The 20,991-nt window shown below is 60.4% G+C and carries 22 protein-coding genes and 1 pseudogene; 11 read left to right on the top strand and 12 right to left on the bottom strand.

The window, feature by feature from the left end; all coding sequences use genetic code 11:
* Nucleotides 1-93: 93 nt before the first annotated feature.
* Both ACIK7D_RS23190 and ACIK7D_RS23185 read right to left on the bottom strand, forming a co-directional pair.
* Complete coding sequence (locus ACIK7D_RS23190; protein WP_400157476.1) at nucleotides 94-1,242, bottom strand: site-specific integrase; 1,149 nt, start codon at nucleotides 1,240-1,242, stop codon at nucleotides 94-96.
* A 154-nt stretch (nucleotides 1,243-1,396) separates the two neighbouring features.
* Complete coding sequence (locus tag ACIK7D_RS23185) at nucleotides 1,397-1,918, bottom strand: DUF6428 family protein (RefSeq protein ID WP_400157475.1); 522 nt, start codon at nucleotides 1,916-1,918, stop codon at nucleotides 1,397-1,399.
* Nucleotides 1,919-1,959: 41 nt separating this feature from the next.
* Here ACIK7D_RS23185 and ACIK7D_RS23180 point away from each other — a divergent pair, with 41 nt between their 5' ends.
* From ACIK7D_RS23180 to ACIK7D_RS23145, 8 genes and pseudogenes are all read left to right on the top strand, one after another.
* A complete protein-coding gene (locus ACIK7D_RS23180; RefSeq protein ID WP_400157474.1) occupies nucleotides 1,960-2,316 on the top strand; it encodes an ArsR/SmtB family transcription factor in 357 nt (118 codons plus the stop codon).
* Nucleotides 2,313-2,843 carry an arsenate reductase ArsC gene (locus ACIK7D_RS23175; RefSeq protein WP_400157473.1) on the top strand — a complete coding sequence of 177 codons (531 nt, stop codon included), beginning with the start codon at nucleotides 2,313-2,315 and terminating at the stop codon, nucleotides 2,841-2,843. Before ACIK7D_RS23180 ends, ACIK7D_RS23175 begins: the two co-directional genes overlap by 4 nt.
* Entirely contained in the window at nucleotides 2,840-3,277 is a 438-nt protein-coding gene (gene arsN2 / locus ACIK7D_RS23170) for an arsenic resistance N-acetyltransferase ArsN2 (RefSeq protein WP_400157472.1), read from the top strand. The genes ACIK7D_RS23175 and arsN2 overlap by 4 nt, the downstream gene beginning before the upstream one ends.
* A 10-nt stretch (nucleotides 3,278-3,287) precedes the next feature.
* A complete protein-coding gene (gene arsB / locus ACIK7D_RS23165; RefSeq protein WP_400157471.1) occupies nucleotides 3,288-4,328 on the top strand; it encodes an ACR3 family arsenite efflux transporter in 1,041 nt (346 codons plus the stop codon).
* Between the two features lie 4 nt (nucleotides 4,329-4,332).
* Nucleotides 4,333-4,755 (top strand): arsenate reductase (glutaredoxin), encoded by a 423-nt coding sequence (arsC, locus tag ACIK7D_RS23160; RefSeq protein ID WP_400157470.1) that lies wholly within the window; start codon nucleotides 4,333-4,335, stop codon nucleotides 4,753-4,755.
* Entirely contained in the window at nucleotides 4,730-5,455 is a 726-nt protein-coding gene (gene arsH / locus ACIK7D_RS23155) for an arsenical resistance protein ArsH (RefSeq protein WP_400157469.1), read from the top strand. The genes arsC and arsH overlap by 26 nt, the downstream gene beginning before the upstream one ends.
* Nucleotides 5,452-6,648, top strand: coding sequence for an arsenite efflux MFS transporter ArsK (gene arsK, locus ACIK7D_RS23150; protein ID WP_400157468.1), 1,197 nt, complete (start codon nucleotides 5,452-5,454; stop codon nucleotides 6,646-6,648). The genes arsH and arsK overlap by 4 nt, the downstream gene beginning before the upstream one ends.
* Nucleotides 6,649-6,794: 146 nt before the next feature.
* Nucleotides 6,795-7,430 (top strand): annotated as a pseudogene (locus ACIK7D_RS23145) (sulfite exporter TauE/SafE family protein); the annotation flags it as partial.
* Here the strand turns inward: ACIK7D_RS23145 and ACIK7D_RS23140 are convergent.
* The 4 genes from ACIK7D_RS23140 to ACIK7D_RS23125 all read right to left on the bottom strand — a co-directional run bounded on the left by ACIK7D_RS23140 (nucleotide 7,424) and on the right by ACIK7D_RS23125 (nucleotide 10,699).
* The gene (locus ACIK7D_RS23140) at nucleotides 7,424-8,617 is read right to left on the bottom strand and encodes an MFS transporter (RefSeq protein WP_400157467.1); all 1,194 of its coding nucleotides are present in this window, start codon (nucleotides 8,615-8,617) and stop codon (nucleotides 7,424-7,426) included. The pseudogene ACIK7D_RS23145 and the gene ACIK7D_RS23140 overlap by 7 nt on opposite strands.
* Nucleotides 8,618-8,689: 72 nt before the next feature.
* Nucleotides 8,690-9,289 (bottom strand): NADPH-dependent F420 reductase, encoded by a 600-nt coding sequence (locus ACIK7D_RS23135; protein ID WP_400157466.1) that lies wholly within the window; start codon nucleotides 9,287-9,289, stop codon nucleotides 8,690-8,692.
* A 60-nt stretch (nucleotides 9,290-9,349) separates the two neighbouring features.
* Nucleotides 9,350-10,099, bottom strand: coding sequence for a 3-oxoacyl-ACP reductase family protein (locus ACIK7D_RS23130; protein ID WP_400157465.1), 750 nt, complete (start codon nucleotides 10,097-10,099; stop codon nucleotides 9,350-9,352).
* Nucleotides 10,100-10,168: 69 nt separating this feature from the next.
* Complete coding sequence (locus ACIK7D_RS23125; protein WP_400157464.1) at nucleotides 10,169-10,699, bottom strand: ester cyclase; 531 nt, start codon at nucleotides 10,697-10,699, stop codon at nucleotides 10,169-10,171.
* A 108-nt stretch (nucleotides 10,700-10,807) separates the two neighbouring features.
* On the opposite strand from ACIK7D_RS23125, the gene ACIK7D_RS23120 reads away from it, so the two are divergent.
* Nucleotides 10,808-11,737, top strand: coding sequence for a LysR substrate-binding domain-containing protein (locus tag ACIK7D_RS23120; protein ID WP_400157463.1), 930 nt, complete (start codon nucleotides 10,808-10,810; stop codon nucleotides 11,735-11,737).
* 180 nt (nucleotides 11,738-11,917) lie between these two features.
* Here ACIK7D_RS23120 and ACIK7D_RS23115 read toward each other — a convergent pair whose 3' ends face one another.
* Nucleotides 11,918-12,835: a recombinase family protein gene (locus tag ACIK7D_RS23115; RefSeq protein ID WP_400157462.1), complete on the bottom strand. Its 918-nt coding sequence runs from the start codon at nucleotides 12,833-12,835 to the stop codon at nucleotides 11,918-11,920.
* A gap of 521 nt (nucleotides 12,836-13,356) precedes the next feature.
* On the opposite strand from ACIK7D_RS23115, the gene ACIK7D_RS23110 reads away from it, so the two are divergent.
* The gene (locus ACIK7D_RS23110; protein WP_400157461.1) at nucleotides 13,357-14,487 is read left to right on the top strand and encodes an RHE_PE00001 family protein; all 1,131 of its coding nucleotides are present in this window, start codon (nucleotides 13,357-13,359) and stop codon (nucleotides 14,485-14,487) included.
* A gap of 72 nt (nucleotides 14,488-14,559) precedes the next feature.
* Here ACIK7D_RS23110 and ACIK7D_RS23105 read toward each other — a convergent pair whose 3' ends face one another.
* The 4 genes from ACIK7D_RS23105 to ACIK7D_RS23090 are packed head-to-tail and all read right to left on the bottom strand — an operon-like array spanning nucleotide 14,560 to nucleotide 18,303.
* On the bottom strand, nucleotides 14,560-15,207 hold the full coding sequence (locus tag ACIK7D_RS23105) for a DNA-binding protein (protein WP_400157460.1): 648 nt from the start codon (nucleotides 15,205-15,207) through the stop codon (nucleotides 14,560-14,562).
* On the bottom strand, nucleotides 15,182-16,372 hold the full coding sequence (locus ACIK7D_RS23100; protein ID WP_400157459.1) for an ImmA/IrrE family metallo-endopeptidase: 1,191 nt from the start codon (nucleotides 16,370-16,372) through the stop codon (nucleotides 15,182-15,184). Before ACIK7D_RS23100 ends, ACIK7D_RS23105 begins: the two co-directional genes overlap by 26 nt.
* Nucleotides 16,356-17,750, bottom strand: coding sequence for a 7-cyano-7-deazaguanine synthase (locus ACIK7D_RS23095; protein ID WP_400157458.1), 1,395 nt, complete (start codon nucleotides 17,748-17,750; stop codon nucleotides 16,356-16,358). Before ACIK7D_RS23095 ends, ACIK7D_RS23100 begins: the two co-directional genes overlap by 17 nt.
* Nucleotides 17,731-18,303 carry a hypothetical protein gene (locus tag ACIK7D_RS23090; RefSeq protein WP_400157457.1) on the bottom strand — a complete coding sequence of 191 codons (573 nt, stop codon included), beginning with the start codon at nucleotides 18,301-18,303 and terminating at the stop codon, nucleotides 17,731-17,733. Before ACIK7D_RS23090 ends, ACIK7D_RS23095 begins: the two co-directional genes overlap by 20 nt.
* 223 nt (nucleotides 18,304-18,526) lie before the next feature.
* On the opposite strand from ACIK7D_RS23090, the gene ACIK7D_RS23085 reads away from it, so the two are divergent.
* Nucleotides 18,527-19,435, top strand: coding sequence for a DUF4365 domain-containing protein (locus ACIK7D_RS23085; protein WP_400157456.1), 909 nt, complete (start codon nucleotides 18,527-18,529; stop codon nucleotides 19,433-19,435).
* Between the two features lie 169 nt (nucleotides 19,436-19,604).
* On the opposite strand, the gene dgt is transcribed toward ACIK7D_RS23085, so the two are convergent.
* Nucleotides 19,605-20,936 carry a dGTP triphosphohydrolase gene (dgt, locus tag ACIK7D_RS23080; protein ID WP_400157455.1) on the bottom strand — a complete coding sequence of 444 codons (1,332 nt, stop codon included), beginning with the start codon at nucleotides 20,934-20,936 and terminating at the stop codon, nucleotides 19,605-19,607.
* Between the last annotated feature and the right edge of the window lie 55 nt (nucleotides 20,937-20,991).

Below are 20,991 nucleotides of genomic sequence, written 5' to 3'. Positions count from 1 at the left end.
CGTACCATGGATTGTGGGTAATTCAATCTAAAACTTAAGGGTGATTTAGAGGAAGTTTGTAGTGGGCACCCCCTTTCGGTTCTAACGTATGTTTCAGAGTAACCTTGCTGCTCGTCCGCTACGCCGTGTTGCGCTGTTGTAGTAGCTGGATGCTTGCTGGACCGATCGATGGCGCGACTGTTCCATTGCCTCCGGGAGAGGAATACCGCGGTTGGCGGCCTCTGTCAGATACCCCGACCTCAGCCCATGCGCCGAAAACTCCCCACTGTCCAACCCAGCCATCTCTGCCCGTTGCTTGAGAATGGCATTGACCGACTGCGGATCAAGCGCTCGTTTAGACACCGTGCCCCAGCGCCCGATCCCGCGAAATACGCTGCCCTTTTCGATTTTTGCCGTCGCCATCCAGGCATTCAGCGCTTCGACAGGTCGGCCGGTCAGATAAACGACATCGTCCTGTTCGCCGGATGTGGTTTTGGTCCGACCGAGATGAATGGCGAGAGAGGGGAGGGGAGGGCCGTCGACCACTTCAACCGGAGCCTCGACAACCAGCTGTTCGACCCGCAGCCCGGACATCTCGCTGCGCCGGCGGCCGCCGGACGCAAAGGCGACCATCAGTAGGGCCCGGTCGCGCAGATCCCGCAGGTTTTCTGGGGCACAGGTCGCCAGCAGCTTTGCCAAAACATCTGATGTCACCGCCTTGGCGCTTTTTCGCTTTCGTGGCCGTGGCGTGGCCCGAACGGCGAGCCGGATCGCCTGTTTGAGGGCAGGAGAGGAGAAAGAACCGGAAAGCCCGCGCCATTTCGTCAGCGTCGACCACGAGGCCAGTCGCCGGCGCACCGTGTCCGGGGCGTGCGGTCCGATGGATTTCAGGAAGCGCTGACGCCTGAGGTTCTCGTCGACATCGATGGGCATGCCGTGGTTGGGGTCGCCGGCACGTTTTTCCGGATCCCACAGGTGATGCGCGACGAATTTCAGCAGCAGCGCTTCCGGCGCTGGCCAAGGCAGGGAGGATCCGGTCGCGGCCAGTCCCCAGGCTTCGAGATAGGCGAGATCGGATGTGAGCGCTCTCAGCGTATTGTCGCCCATGCCGCGTTCAACGAGATGCTTGAGCGTTTCGACATCCTGGTCGGTGAGAAGCTCGGCAAGTTCGTCGCGGCGTTCGAGCGGCAGGACGGACGCAATGGTATCGAGTTCTTCGGCGCGGCGCTCGACGGCAGTCAGGGATGTTTTGGTCTTGGCCACGGACGCTCCAAAAGGACGGTTTCGGCGGCCTCGGAGGCCGTGATTTGCCTCGATTCTTGCTTGTCGGCCGTCCTTATTGAGCGGATTCTATCTCGCTGATTCGAAAGAACAAGGCATTCTCCCTATTCGCCGGACTCACCCTACTTGAGCGGACTCAGGAGCAGCATGATCCTGTTTGCTGTGCCGGACCGCGGCACGCCGAGGCCTTCTGAGTTTTTTCCGCAAGCCAGCGATCGCGGGGCCTGCAGCTCGCGGGACGTGGCACCAGGTCGACATGCAGCGCGCCGCTGTGCAGGGCAGGGGCCGCCGCGCAGTAAAGCTGCATCGGCCGCACCCCGTCACTGACTTCGAAGGTCAGCTTGGCGGATCCATCCAGCCGCAAGTGCTCCGAAACCTTGCGGATGATTGCCGCGAACTTCCCGGCCGGCATGTGGGTGCGGTCACCCTCCTCAATGTCCCACAGCTGCACGAAGATTTCCGACCACTCCTCATGCACTGCGCCGCAATCGAGTGCAGCGAACTGTCCCGCCTTCACCTCGGTCACGTGATAGCCGCCCTTCACCGGCCGGCCGTCGTAGGAAAAGATCAGTGGCATGTCCCGGACGCCGTCGATGGTGTCGAGCAGGCGACCAAGGCTGATATCGGTTTCGAGAAGGGGCTTGTCGAGTGCGTTCATTTCGGCTACTCCTGTTTCAATACTTCAAGGATTGTAGAAATATGGAAGAACGTCAAGCCCTCATGTCATTTGCGGCGCTGTCGCAGGAAACCAGGCTCCACATCGTCCGCATGCTGGTGGTGGCCGGTCCGGACGGAATGGCTGCCGGTGCGATCGCGGAAAAGGCGGAGGTCTCCCCGTCCAACGTCTCGTTTCATTTGAAGGAGCTGGAGCGCGCTGGGCTGATCAACCAGCAGCGGGAGTCCCGCTCGATCATCTACACCGCAAATTACGAAGGCCTGGGCGCGCTGGTCCGCTTCCTGATGGAAGATTGCTGCGCCGGTCACCCGGAGATATGCGCACCGGCCACCGAAATCGCCGCCTGCTGCGCGCCAAACCCGAAGGAGAACCTGCAATGACCGCTGATCGCGTTTACAACGTCTTGTTCCTCTGCACCGGCAATTCAGCCCGCTCGATCCTTGCCGAATCCATTTTGAATAGCGAGGGCAAGGGCCAGTTTCGCGCGTTCTCTGCTGGCAGCCAGCCCAAGGGCGAGGTTCATCCGTTAGCCCTGGATACGCTGCGTGGCCTCGGATACGAAGCGACGGGGTTCAGCTCAAAAAGCTGGGACGTCTTCGCGGAGCCCGGCGCACCGCAGATGGATTTCATCTTCACGGTCTGTGACAACGCCGCTGGCGAAGCCTGCCCGGTCTGGATCGGCCACCCGATGACTGCTCACTGGGGCGTTGAAGATCCGGCAGCTGTCGAGGGCTCCCTCATCGAAAAGGGCCAGGCCTTCTCCCAGGCGGCCCGCTATCTCAAGAACCGCATCACCGCATTCTTAAGCCTGCCCCTGGCCTCGATCGACAAGCTGGCACTGGAAACCCAGCTCCGCACCATCGGCACGATGGACGGTAGCAGCAGCCGCAGGGGCGACGTCGCGTGAGCTACGTTTTGGATCAGCAGCCGGCCAGCGGGCGCGATCAGGACCTGCGGGCGGCCCTGCAGGCGGCGGGACTTCCGGTCGACGATCTGGAGCAAAGTGGGCGCACCTTCTTCCGCTTTGCCGACAAGGGTCAAATCGTCGGCTTCGGCGGGCTGGAGCCCTATGGCGACTGCGCGCTGTTGCGCTCCGTGGTCGTCCTGCCAGAACAACGCGGGCGTGGTTATGGCGAAGCGATCCCACGCCGGCTGCTTGACGAGGCGGGGCGCGGAGGCGCCCGCACTGTCTATCTTCTGACGGAATCGGCCGACACCTTCTTCAAGCATCTGGGGTTCGTGAAAGTCGAGCGCACGGCGGCGCCGGCCGTCATCCTGCAAACACGCCAGGCGGCAAGCCTGTGCCCCGCCTCTGCGGGTCTGTTCGCCAAATCTATCTGAGGATAAGATCATGTCCACATTTGAACGCTATCTGACGGTGTGGGTATTTGCCTGCATCGTCGTCGGGGTGGCGCTCGGCCACCTCCTGCCCGGCGCCTTCCAAGCGATCGGTGCGGCCGAAGTCGCGAAGGTCAACCTGCCGGTTGCAGTGCTGATCTGGCTGATGATCATTCCGATGCTGCTCAAGATCGATTTCGCGTCCCTCGGTCAGGTCGGCCGCCACTGGCGAGGGATCGGCGTCACCCTGTTCATCAACTGGGCCGTAAAACCATTTTCGATGGCGCTGCTTGGCTGGCTGTTCATCGGCTATCTGTTCCGTCCGTACCTGCCGGCCGGCCAGATCGATTCCTATATCGCCGGCCTGATCATCCTGGCAGCGGCGCCCTGCACCGCGATGGTGTTTGTCTGGTCCAACCTGACAAAAGGAGAACCGCATTTCACGCTGAGCCAGGTCGCCCTGAACGACACGATCATGGTGGTGGCATTCGCGCCGATCGTCGGGCTGCTGTTGGGTCTGTCCGCCATCACGGTGCCTTGGGATACGTTGTTCCTGTCGGTCGTGCTCTACATCGTCCTGCCGGTGATCGCGGCACAGATCCTGCGCCGGCTGACAGACGTGAACCGTCTTGGCGCCAGACTGCAGCCGGTGTCTCTCGTTGCGTTGCTTGCGACCCTGGTGCTGTTGTTCGGCTTTCAGGGCGAGCAGATTCTCGCGCAACCGGGCGTGATCGCGCTGCTGGCCGTTCCGATCCTCATCCAGGTCTATTTCAACGCCGGCCTCGCCTACCTGCTCAACCGCATGAGCGGGGAGAAGCACTGTGTCGCCGGCCCGTCGGCTTTGATCGGCGCGTCCAACTTTTTCGAACTGGCGGTGGCCGCCGCCATCAGCCTGTTCGGCTTCAACTCGGGCGCGGCGCTGGCCACCGTCGTCGGCGTCCTCATCGAAGTGCCGGTGATGCTGTCGGTGGTCTGGATCGTCAACCGCAGCAGGGGTTGGTACGAGCGCGGCGCCGCCGTCCGCTCCTCCGCTTCCGCCATCGAAAGGGCCTGAAACCATGGACGTCACAATCTATCACAACCCCGCCTGCGGAACGTCGCGTAACACGCTGGAGATGATCCGCAACGCTGGCATTGAGCCCACCGTGATCGAATACCTGAAAACCCCGCCCAGCCGCGTTCAGCTAATCAAGATGATCGCTGACGCGGGCCTGACCGTCCGTCAGGCGATCCGCGAGAAGGGCACGCCTTATGCCGACCTCGGCCTCGACGACCCGGAGCTGACCGATGACCAGTTGCTCGACGCCATGCTCAAGGATCCGATCCTGATCAACCGGCCATTCGTTATCACGTCCATAGGCACGCGCCTGACGCGGCCCTCGGAGGTGGTGCTGGACATCCTGCCGGATACCCACAAGGGTGCCTTCACCAAGGAAGACGGGGAACGGGTCCTCGATGCGGAGGGCAAGCGCATTGTCTGATCTGCCTGCCGCATCCCTGTCGCATCTTCGTCAGCCGGACCTGGACGCGCTGCGTCCTCCGTTCTCGTCGCACAAACCGCGCATTCTGATCCTCTATGGCTCTCTTCGCGCGGTCTCCTACAGCCGCCTGCTGGCGCACGAGGCAGCGCGTCTGCTCGAGCATTTTGGCTGCGAGGTGAAGATCTTCGATCCCGAAGGCCTGCCGCTGCCCGATGCGGCGCCGGTGGATCATCCGAAGGTCCAGGAGCTGCGTGAGCTGACACAATGGTCGGAAGGCCAGATCTGGGTCAGCCCTGAGCGCCACGGCGCGATGACCGGCATCATGAAGGCGCAGATCGACTGGATCCCGCTTTCCGTCGGCTCCGTGCGGCCGACCCAGGGCAAAACCCTGGCGGTGATGCAGGTCTCCGGCGGCTCGCAGTCGTTCAACGCGGTCAACCAGCTGCGCGTCCTCGGACGCTGGATGCGGATGATTACGATCCCAAACCAGTCTTCAGTGGCCAAAGCGTTCCAAGAGTTCGATGCTGATGGCCGCATGAAGCCCTCCTCCTATTACGACCGCGTCGTCGACGTCTGCGAGGAACTGGTCAAGTTCACGGTGCTCACCCGCGACGCTTCGGCCTACCTCACCGATCGCTACAGCGAGCGAAAGGAAGAGGCCGAAAAGCTCGAGCAGCGCGTAAGCCTCAAGTCCATATGACCCAGCGCTTGCCGATCGGCGCGATCCTCGCCCTTGGTGTCACCCAGAACATCGGCTACGGCACCCTCTATTACAGCTTCAGCATCCTAGCCCCGGATATGGCTGAAAGCCTGTCGTGGTCTCAGGAATGGATCTTCGGCGCCCTCTCGGTCGCCCTGCTGATCGGCGGATTGACCGCCCCCTGGCTTGGCACGCTGATCGACCGCATTGGGGCAGGGCGGGTGATGACCATTGGCTCCGCCGTCGCGGCCGTAGCCTTAGTTGCTTGCGCCTACGCGCCGGGAAGGGGTACTTATGTCGCGGCACTGATCGCGATCGAGGTCGCCGCCAACCTGGTACAGTACGGGGCAGCGTTCGCACTCCTGGTCCAGCTGCGGCCGGCGGTGGCGCAGCAAAGCATTACCTATCTCACACTGCTCGCAGGGTTTGCCTCAACGATGTTCTGGCCGATCACCTCGGCACTCCACGCGCAGCTGTCCTGGCAGAATGTTTACCTCATATTCGCTGGCCTCAATCTGCTGGTGTGCCTGCCGATCCATGCCTGGCTTTCGCGCGGCCTGGCACACAGTCGCCGGCACGCTGCCGGGCAACAGGCCGCTCCCGTGGCAGGATCCCTGGCGCCGTCGCACCGCCGCACCGGTTTTGCCCTGATGACCACGGCCTTTGCGGTGCAGTACCTCGCCAGTGCCTCTGTCCTGGTCCACATGGTGCCGTTGCTCGCTGGCCTCGGCCTCGGCGCCACCGCTGCGCTGGTGGGCACCCTGTTCGGCCCGTCTCAGGTCGCCAGCCGGCTGATCAACATGCTGTTCGGAAAACACCTTGACGCGCTGCACCTGGCAATGATCTCAGCGGCACTGATCCCCGCCGGCACTCTGGTCCTGGAGCTGACTTCGCCCTCCATACCCGGAGCCATGGTTTTTGCCGTGGTGTTCGGCATGGGCAACGGCCTGCTGAGCATTGTCACGGGCACCCTGCCGCTGGCGCTGTTCGGCAGTGAAGGATACGGGAAGCTGCAGGGGAAGATGATGGGCGCTCGACTGATCGTTTCGGCTTCAGCCCCCTTTGTCATGGCGTTGGCGATGGAATGGCTGGGGATCTCTCTGTCCCTGGCAGCCATCGTCGGCCTCGGCCTGCTGGCCCTGGCCTTGTTCGTCCTCCTTGGGAGCTTTCGCCGCCAGGGTATGGTAGGCTGATCGCGTGCTGCATATCCTCTTTGCCTTCTCCCTAGCGATAGTCGCTCTGCTCTATTCCTCCGTCGGTCAGGCAGGGGGCACGGGCTACGTGGCGCTGATGGGGCTGGCAGGGTTTACGCCCGCCGTGCAAGCCTGCAGCTCTCGCCCTCAATATTCTCGTGTCGGCCATCGGCTGCGTTCGCTTTTACAGGGCGGGTCTGGTCACCTGGCGCACATGTTACCCGTTCGCAATCCTAGGCCTGCCGTTCTCTTTGATCGGCGGCGCGCTGCGCCTGCCTGCGGGGGTGTATCATCCGGCGGTCGGAAGCCTGTTGCTCATTGCAGGCGCGCAGATGCTGCGCCCGGTGTCTGGCCGTGGCGGCGAAGCCCACAGCAAAGGTCCGCCCTTTATGCCTTCGCTCGCGGCTGGTGGGGTGGCGGGCATCGTGTCCAGTGTGACGGGGGTAGGCGGCGGCATCTTCCTTGCGCCCTTGGTGCTGGCGCTGGGATGGGCAGGGACGCGTCAGGTCGCGGCGATCTCGGCGGTGTTCAACCTCCTCAATTCCGGGGCCGCCTTGGCAGGCGCATGGGCCACCATGCCCGACCTGCCTGGCTACCGCGACGATAAAAGATCCGCGTTGGCATGGTCTCTTGAGATTGAAGGCGCGAGACCGCTCACAAGCACTCTCGCGGTTGGCACGCGATATGCTGGGCACGGTTTAGGCGGGTCGCGGAACCTCTCAACCTCGAGACGGGAACGAAAGGCCGGGACGACGATCGTCCGGTCTTTCGTGGGTCAATGAATTTTGCAGGTCAATGTGATGAGGCCTGCGGTGAGGAGTGCACTCGCCGCACCGAGCCAGAGCGCACTCGGCACGCCGAAATTGTCGACCGCGAGGCCGCCGACCAGTGCGCCAAGCCCGATCGCCAGTTGCGCGATTGACACGAAGAGCGCGGCGATGCTTTCCAGCCGGTCGGGCGCGGAGGTGAACAGGAAGGTTTGCATGGCGATCGGCAGCATGCCGAAACCGAACCCCCAGGCGACAACCCAGGCGACTGCGGGAAGCGTGTTGCCACCGGCCAGTAACAATCCCGCAACAGACAAGGCGATCAGAAAAGCAGTGCCGGCAAGGGCAAAAACGAAGTTCCGGCCAGCAGCCCAGCCCCCGAACAGGTTTCCGGCGAACCCCGCCGCGCCATAGCCGAGCAGCACCATGCTGAGTGTGCCCGTATCAATCCCGGTTGCGCCGATTAGGAAGGGAGTAATGTAGGTATAGGCCGCGAACTGCCCGACGAAGATGAGCACGGCTGCCGTCAGACCAATCTGGACTCGTTGCAAACGCAACACGTCTGGAACCTGTTTCAATCCCGAACCCTTCTGCGCCCGGATGGCCGGCAGCAGAAACTGGAGCGCCGCCACGACAAGCAATGCGACGCCCGACACGAGCAGGAAGGCGGTGCGCCAACCGAACAGGTCCCCGATCAGGGCACCTGCGGGAACCCCGGCGACAGTACCCAGTGAAACACCGGAGAAGATCAGTGCCGTTGCACGCGGTCCTTCCGCGCCGGGGCGCAGACGTGGGCCGAGTGAACCGCCGATCGTCCAGAAGCCGCCGACAGCGATACCGAGCAGCACCCGGCCGAACATCAGCGCCGCAAAGCCTTGGGCGGTCGCCACGATGGCGTTGGAGACGACGAGCAACATCAGCAGTGAAACGAGCACACGCTTGCGATCGAAACGTGCGGCAAATCCGAGGGTCATCGGCGCGGCAAGCGCTGCGAGAAACCCGGGTAAGGTTACCATCAGTCCGGCCGTCCCCTCGCTGATGCCAAGGTCAGCCGCGATCAGCGGCAGAAGCCCGACGGGCAGGAATTCGGTGGTGACAAGAGCGAAAGCGCCGACGCCGATGCTGGCGACTGCGGCCCATGAAGCGAGCGGTTTGCTGTCCGCGTGGCCTGCTGAAATACTGCGGGAGACTGGCATGTCCATAGGAGGTTTCCTTTGGTGAAAAGCAGGGCGAACCGGAGAGGAAGGGTCGCTCTCCGGCTTATCTGAGATCGTTCAACCGAACTTGACGAGGTTGAGGGCGGGTAACGGACCGCCGGGGAACTGCACCAGTTTGCCGCCGACCGAGACCGGGCCGAGATCGATGCCGGTGAAGCCGAGTCTGGAGATCAGCGCACCGACTTCCGCCTTCGCGCGTGCGTCGTCACCGGAATAGAACAGGACGCGTGAGCCACCCTCGGCTTTGGGATCGCCGGATAGCAGGTGCGGTTGCAGATGATTGAAGGCTTTGACGACGCGGGCGCCGGGAACGAGATCGGCGAAGATCTCGGTGGAAAGACGACCGTTTAGTTCGGCCGGCTTGAACAGCGGCGCTTCGATGGGATTGTTGGCGTCGATGACGATGCGGCCGCCGAAGTCCGGCAGGCCGGCAAGCGCCTTCGGCAACTTCGACCAGTTGACGGCGACCAGTACGATGTCGGCGCTGGCCGCCTCTTCAAGTGTGCCCGCCTTGATGAAAGGCTTCAGTTCCGTTTCGAGTACGGCAAGCGAGGCCGGGCCGCGGCTGTTGGCGATGGTTGCGGACATGCTGTTGCGAGCAAGGGCGCGGGCGAAGGCCGAGCCGATATTGCCGGCTCCAATGATACCGATAGACATGCTGGTTCTCCTTTGAGTGAGGGGGAACCGGCGCTCCCGCATTGGAGCGCCGGGGGCAGATCAGGCGGTGAAGCCACCGTCTGCAACGATATCCGCGCCGGTCACGAACGCCGCTTCCGGGCTTGCGAGATAGGCGACGACGCTGGCGACCTCGTAGTCCTTGCCGTAGCGGCCAATCGCCATGCCGGGGCCGACGATCTTCGAGACGGGACCGCCATCGGGGTTCATGTCGGTGTCAGTCGGGCCGGGATGGACGGTGTTGACGGTGATGCCCTTCGGCCCGAGGTCACGCACCAGGCTGCGGTTGAAGCCGGCAACAGCGCCCTTGGTCAGCGTATAGAGCGAGGCCGTCGGGAAGGCCGCATACCGGGTCATGGACGAGCCGATATGGACGATGCGCCCGCCCGGCTTCATGCGACGTGCTGCTTCCTGCGTGGCAACGAAGACGCCGGTGACGTTGACGGCGATCATCCGCTCGTAGTCCTCGAACTTGATCTCGTCGATCGGCCCGCCAAGGGCGATACCGGCATTGTTGACGAGGATGTCGAGCGAGCCGAAGGCTTCTTCCGTCTTGGCGACGGCGGCGCGGACGGCGGCCGGATCGCCGGCATCGGCCTGAACGGCGATGGCGCGGCCACCGGCTGCTTCGATTTCGGCGACCACAGCGGCCGCCTTGTCCGGCGAAGCGCTATAGGTGATGGCGACAGCCGCGCCATCGGCGGCGAGACGCTTTGCAATTGCCGCGCCGATGGAGCGCGAACCGCCGGTGACGAGGGCAGTCTTGCCGGTCAGGGAGAGGGTGTTCGACATGGTTTGATCCTTTCAAATGTCGTGAGGGTTGGATTACCGCCGGAAATCCCTGCGGTCGGTTGGAAAAGTTCAGTCCTGTTGCTTGATTTGCGCCATCAGCCCGGCGCCATCGGCGACGGTCCAGTGGTCGGTGATCTGGCCGTTTCGGACCCGCATCACGTCCATGACGTTGAAGCGGGTGGCGCGTCCGGTCGCGGCGATCCCCATGAAGGGACCCAGATGCGTGCCATGATAGGTCTTGTAGGTACTGACGAGGTCGTCTTCGGCGATCTGGAAATGCACCTCGGCATTCCAGTCCGGAAAAGCGGCGCGGAACGTCCGGTAGATTTGGCCGGTGCCATTGCGGTCCGGCGGAAAGCCACCGAAGGGCGTGTGATCCACATAATTTTGTGCGAACAGCTGTTCGAACAGATCAAAGTCGCCATCGCGCTGCACGCCTTCGAGCAACTGACGGATGACGGCCTTGTTGGCGCCAGGATCGCCCTGCACTGCAGCCACTGCGGGAACGGGAAGTGCTGTAGCGATCAGGCCGGCGATCAGGGTGCGGCGGCCGATATCTATATTGTCGATGGCTTGTGCTTTGTTAGTCGAGAGCGTCATGGCCGTTCACTCCAGTTCGGTTTTGATGGAGTGAATATCGCTTGCAATTTCCCTTTCGATTAGTGGTAATCTTCTGTAATTAGTTTCAATGAATGCTTGAAGGTTGATATGGAAACACTGGCCAACCTGGAATCCTTCGTTCGCAGCGCCGAGCTTGGCGGCTTTTCCGCGGCGGCACGGCGGCTCGGACTGACGCCTGCGGCGGTCAGCCGCAACGTTGCGGCGCTGGAGGGAAATCTCGGCGTCCGCCTGTTTCAGCGCTCGACGCGCAGCCTCACGCTCACCGAACCCGGTGAGCGGTTCCTCACCTCGATCCGCGACAGTCTCGAAAATCTTCAGGGGGCGATTGCCGAAGCGTCTGCGGATCAGGAGGAGCCGGCAGGCACGCTGAAGGTCAGCATGAGCCCGACCTTCGGCATCGGTTATATTCTTCCACTCCTGCCGGAGTTTTCTTCACGCTATCCGAAAGTGCGTCCCGAATGGATGTTCGAGAACCGGCAGATCGACCTGATCGCCGAGGGCTACGATGTGGCGATTGGCGGAGGTTTTGAGCTGACGGCGGGCGTGATTTCGCGCACGCTCGCGCCGGCGCATATCATCGCGGTCGCCGCGCCTTCCTATATGGCGGGCAAGGTGCCGCCACACGACCCTTCGGCGCTATTCGAGCTTGAAGGTATCGTCATGCGCTCGCTGCGAACGGGCCGCATCCGGCAGTGGCAGATGCGCGATGCGGCGGGGAGGGAAGAGCCCGCGCGGCTCCGCGAAACGGTGGTGGTCAACGACCCTGCCGCAATGCGCATGGCGGCGCTGATCGGCATGGGCGTGACGATGATCGCCAAGCCCGATGCGCTGCCCTATCTCGAAAACGGAGAGCTGATCCGAATTCTGCCGAACTGGTATGCCGATGCCGGACCGATCTCGATCTACTACGCCAACCGCACGCTTCTGCCGCTCAAGACGCGCGTCTTTGTCGATTTCGTCGTGGAGGTGTTCCAGCGTGAAAAGTGGCCGGAACGCTTTGCCGGAAGCTTGGGATAGCCAAGGAAAGTTTGGGCTTTAGAAGAAGCCTCAGTGTGATGTTTAGCGGAATAACGACGCTACTCTACTTTCGGCAGACATGTCCCCGCGCCGTAGTTGCTACGTAACTTACTGAGGCGTCACTGAGGGCTCAGCACCATCATCTAAGCAGCCCTGTGAGGGCAATGACACCACCAGTCATTAAGGACGGATCAGGCCGAACCTATGAGCTTCGTTCAGCAGGTCGCGGACAGAAGAGGGCTGCCATTTCTTGCCACCTCTCGCAGGGCGTTCTCCCATCTGATCCAGTTGAGCCGCAATGTCTCGCAGTGACAGGCCGGGATCGGCAATAGCGATGGCCGCCGCGAGCTTCATATGGTGATCGTCTACTGGTCTGCGGGGAGAGCGGGCCAACAATCCAGGGTCTGCGAGCTTCTCCCTGACCATGCGATGGACGGCGCGGCGCAGGCGCTCGACAGTCCAGTCGTGGCCCTTCCGATTGAGGATTCGCACAACGTTGTCCCAGCTATGCTGCGGTCGAAGCTGCTTTACCGTCGGAAGCCAGGTTTGGGCGGACGTGATTAATTCGTCGAGGTAGAGTTGGTTTTTGGCGGCCGCGGCCGCGCGGATCGCTTCTGGTCGTCGCTCGCGAAGGCCTGGATTGCCTGCAAGACGGCCACGAGCCTTGGCCGCGCTCATCCCCGACTTTGTCCGTTCGGCGATCAGCGCGCGCTCGAGCTGGGCGACTGCGCCAAGGACCTGCAGCGAGAACATGCCCTGTGGCGTCGATGTGTCGATCGGATCGCGAAGCGATCGAAAATGTATGCCGCGTTCCTCGAGGTTCTCGATGACATCGAGCAGGTGGCTGACGGATCGTGCCAGCCGGTCCAGTCGCACGACGACGAGAACGTCGCCGGCAGACAGCTCCTTCAGCACTCTGGTGAGAACCGGCCGAGCACGAGAGGCGCCAGAACCATGCTCTTGATGAATGCGGTCGCAGCCGGCCATCCGCAGTTCGTCAATCTGCGCATCATGGATCTGGTCGTCGGTGGAAACACGTGCATAGCCGATAAGCCGACGGGACAGGGGAGGGGCAATGTTCTTCGCCGGTTTTGCCATGGATTTTTGCCCTGATTCCGTTATCGTTGTTCAAATAAGGAATGCGCTGATAAAGGTTCCTTTGCAAGCGTGTTTTAGGTGTAAAATGCGAGTCCGTACAGCGCAATTTGCGACCACTTGAGCATCTCTGCTCATCTGGCACGCCAAACGCTCGTCAGCTGCGTTCTGTGGCGGAAGTGCTGTAAAATATGGGTTTGGGAGGCATAAGTTTCGACAATCGTCTCGTCGCAATCCATCTCGACTGAAATTCACCGTGAAGCCAGTCGGCATGCGCGCGAGCATGGAGCGTTTCAATGCGCTTCCGCGGGTGCGTTATCCGCCGAATTTGGGTGAAAATCGCCCGTAAAGCCCGGATTTGTGGGGAATCCGCTCAATTAGGACGGCCGACATCCTCGATTTGCGCCGCTAAATCAACTACCATCGATAAGGGGTACTTATCGATGGTTTAAAACCCAACTTACGATCATACCATGTGAGGAACCGCAATATTCATATAGAGTTCCTTTAATAAATCATTTACCATGATTTCAATGGCTTACGATCTCGCGAAAATCAGCATGACAGCCCTGATGCGACCGGCTTTCGACGCCGGTCTCGCGCTGACCCGTCTCGACGAGCGCATTGCTCGCTCGCCGGTCGGCGCCGGCTTTCTCGAACGGCAAAATTTCGCCGATGCCTGCGCCTCGCTGTGGATCGACGGCGAGCTCGTCCACCTCGAAGACCTCGTCCTCCATGACGCCACCCGCGATATCCGCACACCCACCCACGAACTCACCATCGCCCGCGACGTTCTTCGCACCCGCCGGCGCATTTCCGGCCAGTCACCGGATTGGGCGTTCTCTGCCGACGGCATTCGCTCGCTGCGGAAAACCGCGGAGATCGGGGCGGACGGCGCGGACGAGGCTACGACAACCGGAGTTATTCGTCCGGCGATCGCGATCGACGCGGAAGGGGAGGGGGATGACGCCGACGACGCCCAAGATCTCCCCGGCGTCGATTATGCCGCCATCGATGCGCTGCTCGCGCGCTCTGACGCTGCGATCGAACGAGCCAAAAAGCCCGGCCGGGCTCCGGCCGATCCGCTGGTCTATGATCTCGACTGGGACGAGGATGCGCGGCTCGACGAATGGCGCGGCGTGTTGCGGCAGGCTGAAAACCTGCCGGTGGTGCTGCAGGCCATTGTCGCCCTCGACGCCTGGAACGAGCTTGCCGTCCTGCAGCACGCGCCCTGGCTCGGCCGGTTGTTCGCCGCCTCGATCTTGCGACAGGCCGGGCTCACCTCCGGTGCGCATCTTGCCGCCATCAATCTCGGCCTCAAAACCATCCCCGTCGATCGGCGCCGCCATCGCGACCAGGAGACGCGGCTGCTGGCCATCACTCAAGGGTTTTTGGCGGCCGCGGAGATCGGTCTGAAAGAACATGACCGGCTCGCGTTGGCGCGCACGATGTTCCAGCGAAAGCTGGACGGACGCCGGACGTCTTCAAAGCTGCCGGAGCTGGTCGAGCTGGTGATGGCAAAACCATTGGTGTCGGCCGGGATGGTGGCGAAGACGCTCGAGGTCACGCCGCAGGCGGCGCGGCGGATTGTTTTGGAGCTGGGCCTGCGGGAAATGACGGGGAGGGGGAGGTTTCGGGCGTGGGGACTTATGTAGCTAGCCTGTCGGCAATTGCGCGCGGCGCCGTGCCCAAGATTTCAGTCGTCGGAATTAGAAAAGTTCGCTGTGTTAAAGGAGCAAGGGGTCCGCAGACTGTTGGCGCTGACCGCGGCGTGCGAAAAGCTGCTTGTAGGCCGGCAGACAGGTACAGTATTCGGCATTTTCGATGCCAATGATGTCGACAACATGGGACGTGCTTTCTTGAGGAATGCGCATTCGACCATCGCGCAGTGCTCGGAAAAGGGCCTCCCTATGGCCCTCCGCCCCCAGGCTCTCAGCAGTGGTCGGATGGAGGACGAGATCGAGGGACCATGCAGGTTCAACACCCATGATGGTATTGGCGCGAGTTCGGCCGCGTTTCTCGTCTATTACCGGATAGAGTCCTCTTGCGCTGGCGAGCGTGATTGTCGCCGCCTCTCCGTCATCGAGTGAAGGCGACACTGAAGTGAGCTCGAAAAACATCTCGAATTCCTGATCCGACAGATCAACTAACGTGACGTGTCCAGCTGCAGAAAGCGCTCGCAAAAATGCCTCTTCGCCGTTGCGACGGCTCGTCTCGTTTTCAGGTTCGCCAGCTACAATGTTCGCGACGACGATCGGATTGGGAATCGAAGTGAGAATATCGACCCCGCACCTGGAGGCATGCAGGTTGATGAGCACGCTCGTATCAAGAACCAAAGGGACGGTTTCGTCACTCAGGGAATTTGAGTAGGTCATCCGTCTCTTTATCCTCAAGCTCGATTTCATCGACGATCTCGCGCAGCTGCAGCCTGGTGATTTTCAGGAGTTCAGCGAGCTGTCCCTCAGACATTAGCTCCCGCTTCCAAGCCGCATGTGCCATCAAACTCATTCGTTGCGAGACCAACCGATCTGCATCAGCCTTTCCGGCGTCGCGTCTATCTGCAGCGCTCCCAAGCACTTCTCGTGCCTGCTCGTCCGTTATACCTCCATTATCTTCGAACCAGGACCACGTTCCCTTCTTCACAAGCCCCAGTTCCTCCAACCGCAGAACACAGGCTTGGCGGGAAATCCCATATTGGTCAGCAAGAAGAATGACGAGGCGACGCGTCGTCTTTCCAGTAATCTCCTTCAGCTCTCGAAAGCTCTCGCCAAAACTTTCCGCCGGTGCAACGAATGCGCGACCGAAGGCATTTGCGTAACGCTCGTCCCGTGACAGAAATTTCTCGTCATCTTCAAGGACCTCAGGCATTTGCCGCGTCCCATAGAAATGCCCCGTTTCGTGTGCCACGGTCTGGACCCGGCGAGACAGTGGATGGTTTGCGTTCAGAAGAATGCAAGCGCCAACGTTATCATCGTAAGTGAACAGACCCGCTACCCGTGACCGTGAAGAAAGGCGCCGCTGGTAAAGGCGAATGCCAAGCCCCTGCTCCACGATTGAAAAGATATCTGCGATCGGGCCTGATCCTAGACCGAGCCAGTCTCGAAGCTCTTTCGCATGGGCTTCACCCAAAGCGACTGCGTCACCCTCGTTGAGTCCCCGTTCCGGAGGATAGTTACGGCGACGCTGTATACCGAGAATGTTTTCGAGCTCCACGTCTGCTTTGATCAGGTCGTTGAGCAGCCGTATTGCTTCTAGAGTATGTTCGTCTTCCGTCTCTCGTAGCTTGCGGAACCGCGGCATCAGGTCCGTATGGACGGCCTCGCGTCGCAGCAGTGCATTTACCGACACGCCGTAGTGGCGAGCCAAGCTCTGAATCTCTTGGATGCGAACGCGCCTTACGCCCTTCTCGATAGAGACCAGCGTCGGTCGAGAGACGCCGATGAACTGCGCAGCGTCACCTTGGCGAACGTCGGCGTTCTCGCGGGCAATCCTGAGCCGGCGACCGATTTCTTGCGCGCTCAGCTCATTTAGAACGGTCATAGCGGCCTCCGTCCATCCAGCTGTTCAAGAAGCTTTTTTCACCTTGTGCGGACAAGAATACCCGCCATTCTCTGGCATGCGTCATCAACATTATTCTCAAGTTTCGAAGGGTCTGCTCATAGGCCTCACCAGTTGCGGCCGCAACCTGCGAGGCAAATGGCCGCAACACTGCATCGGACAATTCAGACATTGCGGCGAGGTGGTCCAGGTGGCGAGCTCCTACGCTTCCATATTCAATCATGATGTCACGATCGGCTTTGTCCGTAATGCGAGCGAGCGCCGTTTCAACGTCTGCAGAAGAAAGATCCGAGACAACATAGGTGTCACTCGGCTCTACGACTTCTGCCGCGTGAAGGCTCATTCGACGCAAGAGGCAGGCAGCGCAGAGACCGCATTGCCGCCGGTGCTCGGCATTGACGATCCTGCGCGTCTGCCAGCACGAACGGGTGTTGATCAAATGCTGATGTTTCCTGCCCGCCAAACCAAGGAACGCCTTCATCGTGTCACCTTTGGTCGACCATAGGCGTGGCTGTTCAAACTTTATGCTGCAGTCGAGCAAAGCCCGCGTAAACCGCTCCATCTTTCTGAAGAACGCCGGAAAATTCCGGTAATCAGTGTAGATATTATAAAGGGGTACGAGCACCGGTCCGAGTGCGCCTTGCCCGCTTTCGGGCACGATAATCCTGCTGATATTGGAAAGATGCGAGGCAATCGTCGCCATTGCCGCGAACTGGAAACCGCGAGATCGGAAGCTACTCTCTTTGCCCTTGAAGCCCTTCACCCGGAACGGAATCTGAGTGAAGTGGCTGTCGCCATCCATCCGGCGCTGCTTGGTGCTGGCAACGCGGATACACAAGGCCTCGGAGGGCGGGCCGCTCAGCGCGGAAACTGCACGCGAATCCAATCCGTTGCTATAGGCGATAGCGAAAGTCTTCGGCTGGTCAAACATAAGCGGTACCTGCCGCCAACCTATCGGAGACGCGTTGGCGGCTTTAACAAAAGTGAAACGCCAGCTGTCGCCGGTCAGAAAATTCATGGCGCTTCGGAGTGACGACTGAACCTCAGGCCTCGACCAGCATGCGTGGTCGATAACCGGGATCGTAACATGCAGGTTGCGCAGCCATGATGCCGGTCGCCTCCACCGGCGGTCGGCGAACTCGATCGCGGCTGCCAAGACCATCAGGTCATAGTGTTTGGCCGCAAACCCCTTCACGTCAAAGGTGTCAAGAATATCTGGAACGAACTGTATATGCTTGCCGATCTCGGCAATGACAGTTTTATCCAACCCTGGGGGTTGGACGACCTGGCCTTTCTCAACAGCGAAAAGGCGCTTTTCCTGCTGGACCTCTGAGAGCGCTTCAGTCTTCATCTGGTCCATCGTTCACATCCGTTCGCGCGTTCCGGCGGAACGCGTTCTTATTGCCATTCTCGAGAGCAGCACAAATGCTGCCAACATCGATACTCGCGAAGGTTTCTAGATTCCGTTGAACGCCTTTTGCAAAATCCGATTGGCTCATATCTCTAACATCTCTGGCGCGAAGGCATTCCTCGTGGATACGATTTTTGGCGTTTTCGAGAAGCTCGCTGACGGCGCTTCCGAGGGCCGTGTCGAGCGATTTTCTTTCGGACATCCCTTCCCGAAGATTGCAAAGGAGATTTCGCTCGAGCGCGTCGCCGAGAGACGAGCGCTCGTTATTGTCGAATATGGATTCCGTCGCGGCTACGGAATCCAGATCCATCTGGTCACGCGATGCACGAGAATCTAGTTCACGATAGAGGCGATCGAATGCCTTCATATCGATGGCACCAAGAACGCTATGACAGGCCTGCTTAGCACGTTCGTCCTGCGAGGCCGCGTCATTGACGAGGTCCCGTCCATACTGCTTCCACTTATTGCTCAATGCAGAATTTCGGAAAGGTCCGTCGGTCATCATCGCCTCCAATGTTGGTAATATTCACATGAAATCTGACAAAGTCAACTTCCATCAAAAAAAAGCTGACAATATTGCGGTTCAGCCCATGAGCCAGCAAAGATGGCGGGGAACACTTATGCCGGCATGCCGAGCAGCCGGGTTGTCAACGTTCCTTTAACTCGAAAGCTGAGCAGGTTATCTGAGGGCTTGAATAGAACCGGCACCAACGGATTTGAGGGACATGGCAACGTACTCATCGCAGCGTCGCGGACAGCTTGGGGTAAATCAGGTCGAGAAAGTTGTCCTCGAAATGGGGTGGCGTTGGCAACAACTCGATGCTGCAAACGACGATGGCGTCGACGGTCTCATCTTTGTAGAATCGGGAGGAATACCTACAGGGCAAATCATCTATGTTCAGGTGAAGTGCCACGATTCTCGCACGGATACTAAAGGCAGGATCTGTGTCTCCTTTAGGAAGGCGGGACTTGCTCGAAACTACGAGCAGTGGCGACGGGTTGTAGGCGCCGCCATTTTGGTTCATGTTTCGCCTACCCCTCCGTATGCGACACACTGGGTCAATTTGCTTGAACCTGGCGCGGTAAAGGGAAGTCAGGTATTCGTTGACCCCAAGTGCAGCTTTGGGCAATCAAGTGCGCGGCGGCTCGCAATTCTCTGTGGAAACATTCACCGCGATCTCCTAAAGGCGCGTGTCGACACTGAAACCGCGGACTTCGACTACCTGAAAAAAGGTACCACGGACCTTCAGAACAACGCAAAGGCCTTCTATCGACAGCTGAGAGCTGATCCTCCGAGACTGGGGGGAAGTGGACCATTGGTCAATTTCAGTTCGGAGGGCTGGCGCCACATTACCCGACAGTCTCGCGCACGCCTAACGCAACTGCAGTCGATGCTCGTGTTGGGAGGCACCCGTCGGGTAATCGAGGCAACGCCTGAAACCGCGCTGGAGGTTTCTGATGAATTTGACGGTGGGCGTCTTGTCATTGCGCGCGTGGCTCTAACCTTCCCGTTCAGGCAAACCTGTATGGTGAAGCTAATTTTGAGGCGGCGAGGCACGGTCGGAAACTACTACTACAGCTTTTGGTCGATTTACGAATCTCGTAGGGGACGGGATGTGCTAGGCCGCAAGTGAGACGCAGGGAACCTCCTACCACTGCGTCTTTCGATCGCAAAGGTCCAAGGACCTCGGACGGGAGCGCGCTCCCTACGCCTCAGGCAAGTGTTGAATCTAGATTGTGGCTTTGTCAACCACATCACACTCGCGGAATGATGGTCGACATAATCCGGGGTTCAGCCGGCTCCTAGATCCCGGCCACGAGCTTGGCGATCTTGACGGCGTAACGGTCGGTCATTCCTGACACGTAATCCGCAAGCGCGTGAAGGGCTGTGTATTCGTCTTTAACGTCGCGTAAATCGAGATTGGCTGCCCGGCGAAGTTGCTCGTGGTAACCGTCGAGCCCGGCCGGTTCCCAGTTCCTGGCGCGCAACTGCTCGAAGACGCCGATCAGTCCATCAAGCACCCGGTGCACGACGTTCCTGCCAAAGACCTCCAGCTCCGTCTTGCGGGGAGAGGTGAACAGGCGCTGCTTGGAGAGCTTCTCAATCGCGGCAAATTCCCCGCTTCGAGCGGAAACCTCGATAAGCGATCCTGAGAAAGAGCCTGACATGATCGCCTCATAGTTTTCCTTGAAGGCCGCGACACAGGCATCAATGGCCGACCCGATCGCGCGAGCCCGGGCATAGGCGATGATCTCGTCAGTCGTTCTGTCGGCTAGAGGGACGTTGGGTATGCCGGCGAGGGACTGAAGATGCTTCAGGACCACGTCCTCAGGAAAGTCGCCGGACGCGTACGCGTCCTCGAGGTCGAGAATGTTGTAGCAGATGTCGTCCGCGGCCTCGACGAGGAAGACAAGTGGGTGGCGGCGCCACCAGCGGTCGGCGCCGATGGTTTCCGCAGGCAACCCCACCGCTTCGGCGACCTGGGCGAACAGCTCGGCATCGCTCTCGAACACACCGAATTTCTTGAGCCCGCGATATGGTTGGGTTGCACTAGCGCGGACCTTGGCGGTCACCGGATACTTCGCGAAGGCGCCTAGCACCCCCATCGAGAGGCGCATGCCGCCCTCGTTCCGGTACATCTCCAGTCTGCTGATGATTCTGAAACCCTGGGCGTTCCCCTCGAAATCCTTGAATTCTAACCGAAGCGGCGCCCCGATCGCACCGAACAGTTCTGACGAACCGTCGAAGCGCTCCGCGAACCAGCTTCCGATCGCCGCCTCTCCTGAGTGCCCAAAGGGCGGGTTCCCTATGTCATGCGCGAGGCAAGCAGCCTGAGTCATTCCGGCGACGACGTGTTTCTCGCCCGCGCCGAGGCCATGCTCTTTCTCGAGCCAATCGCCTACTGCAATGCCTAGGGAGCGGCCGACGCTCGCCGTCTCGACGCTGTGGATCAGTCGATGGTGTAGGTGGTCGTTTTCGTACAGGGGATGGACTTGCGTCTTGTTGGCAAGGCGACGGAAGGGAGCAGAGAATGTAATTCGGTCCGCGTCTTGAATGAACGTCGGTCGGTCTGGTTTCTCAACGTAGTTCGTGTCGCACAAACGCCTTCGGTCGAGGAGGTTCTGCCAATCCACGTGATTTCTCCAACTATTTGCGCGCCACAACTGCTACGTTAGTAGCCGCTGAGGA

Origin of the sequence: Agrobacterium sp. P15N1-A (assembly GCF_044626815.1) — a bacterium.
Lineage (GTDB): Bacteria > Pseudomonadota > Alphaproteobacteria > Rhizobiales > Rhizobiaceae > Agrobacterium > Agrobacterium leguminum.
Note: the sequence above shows the minus strand (reverse complement) of the source record. Positions and strands in the feature narration are given on the sequence as shown.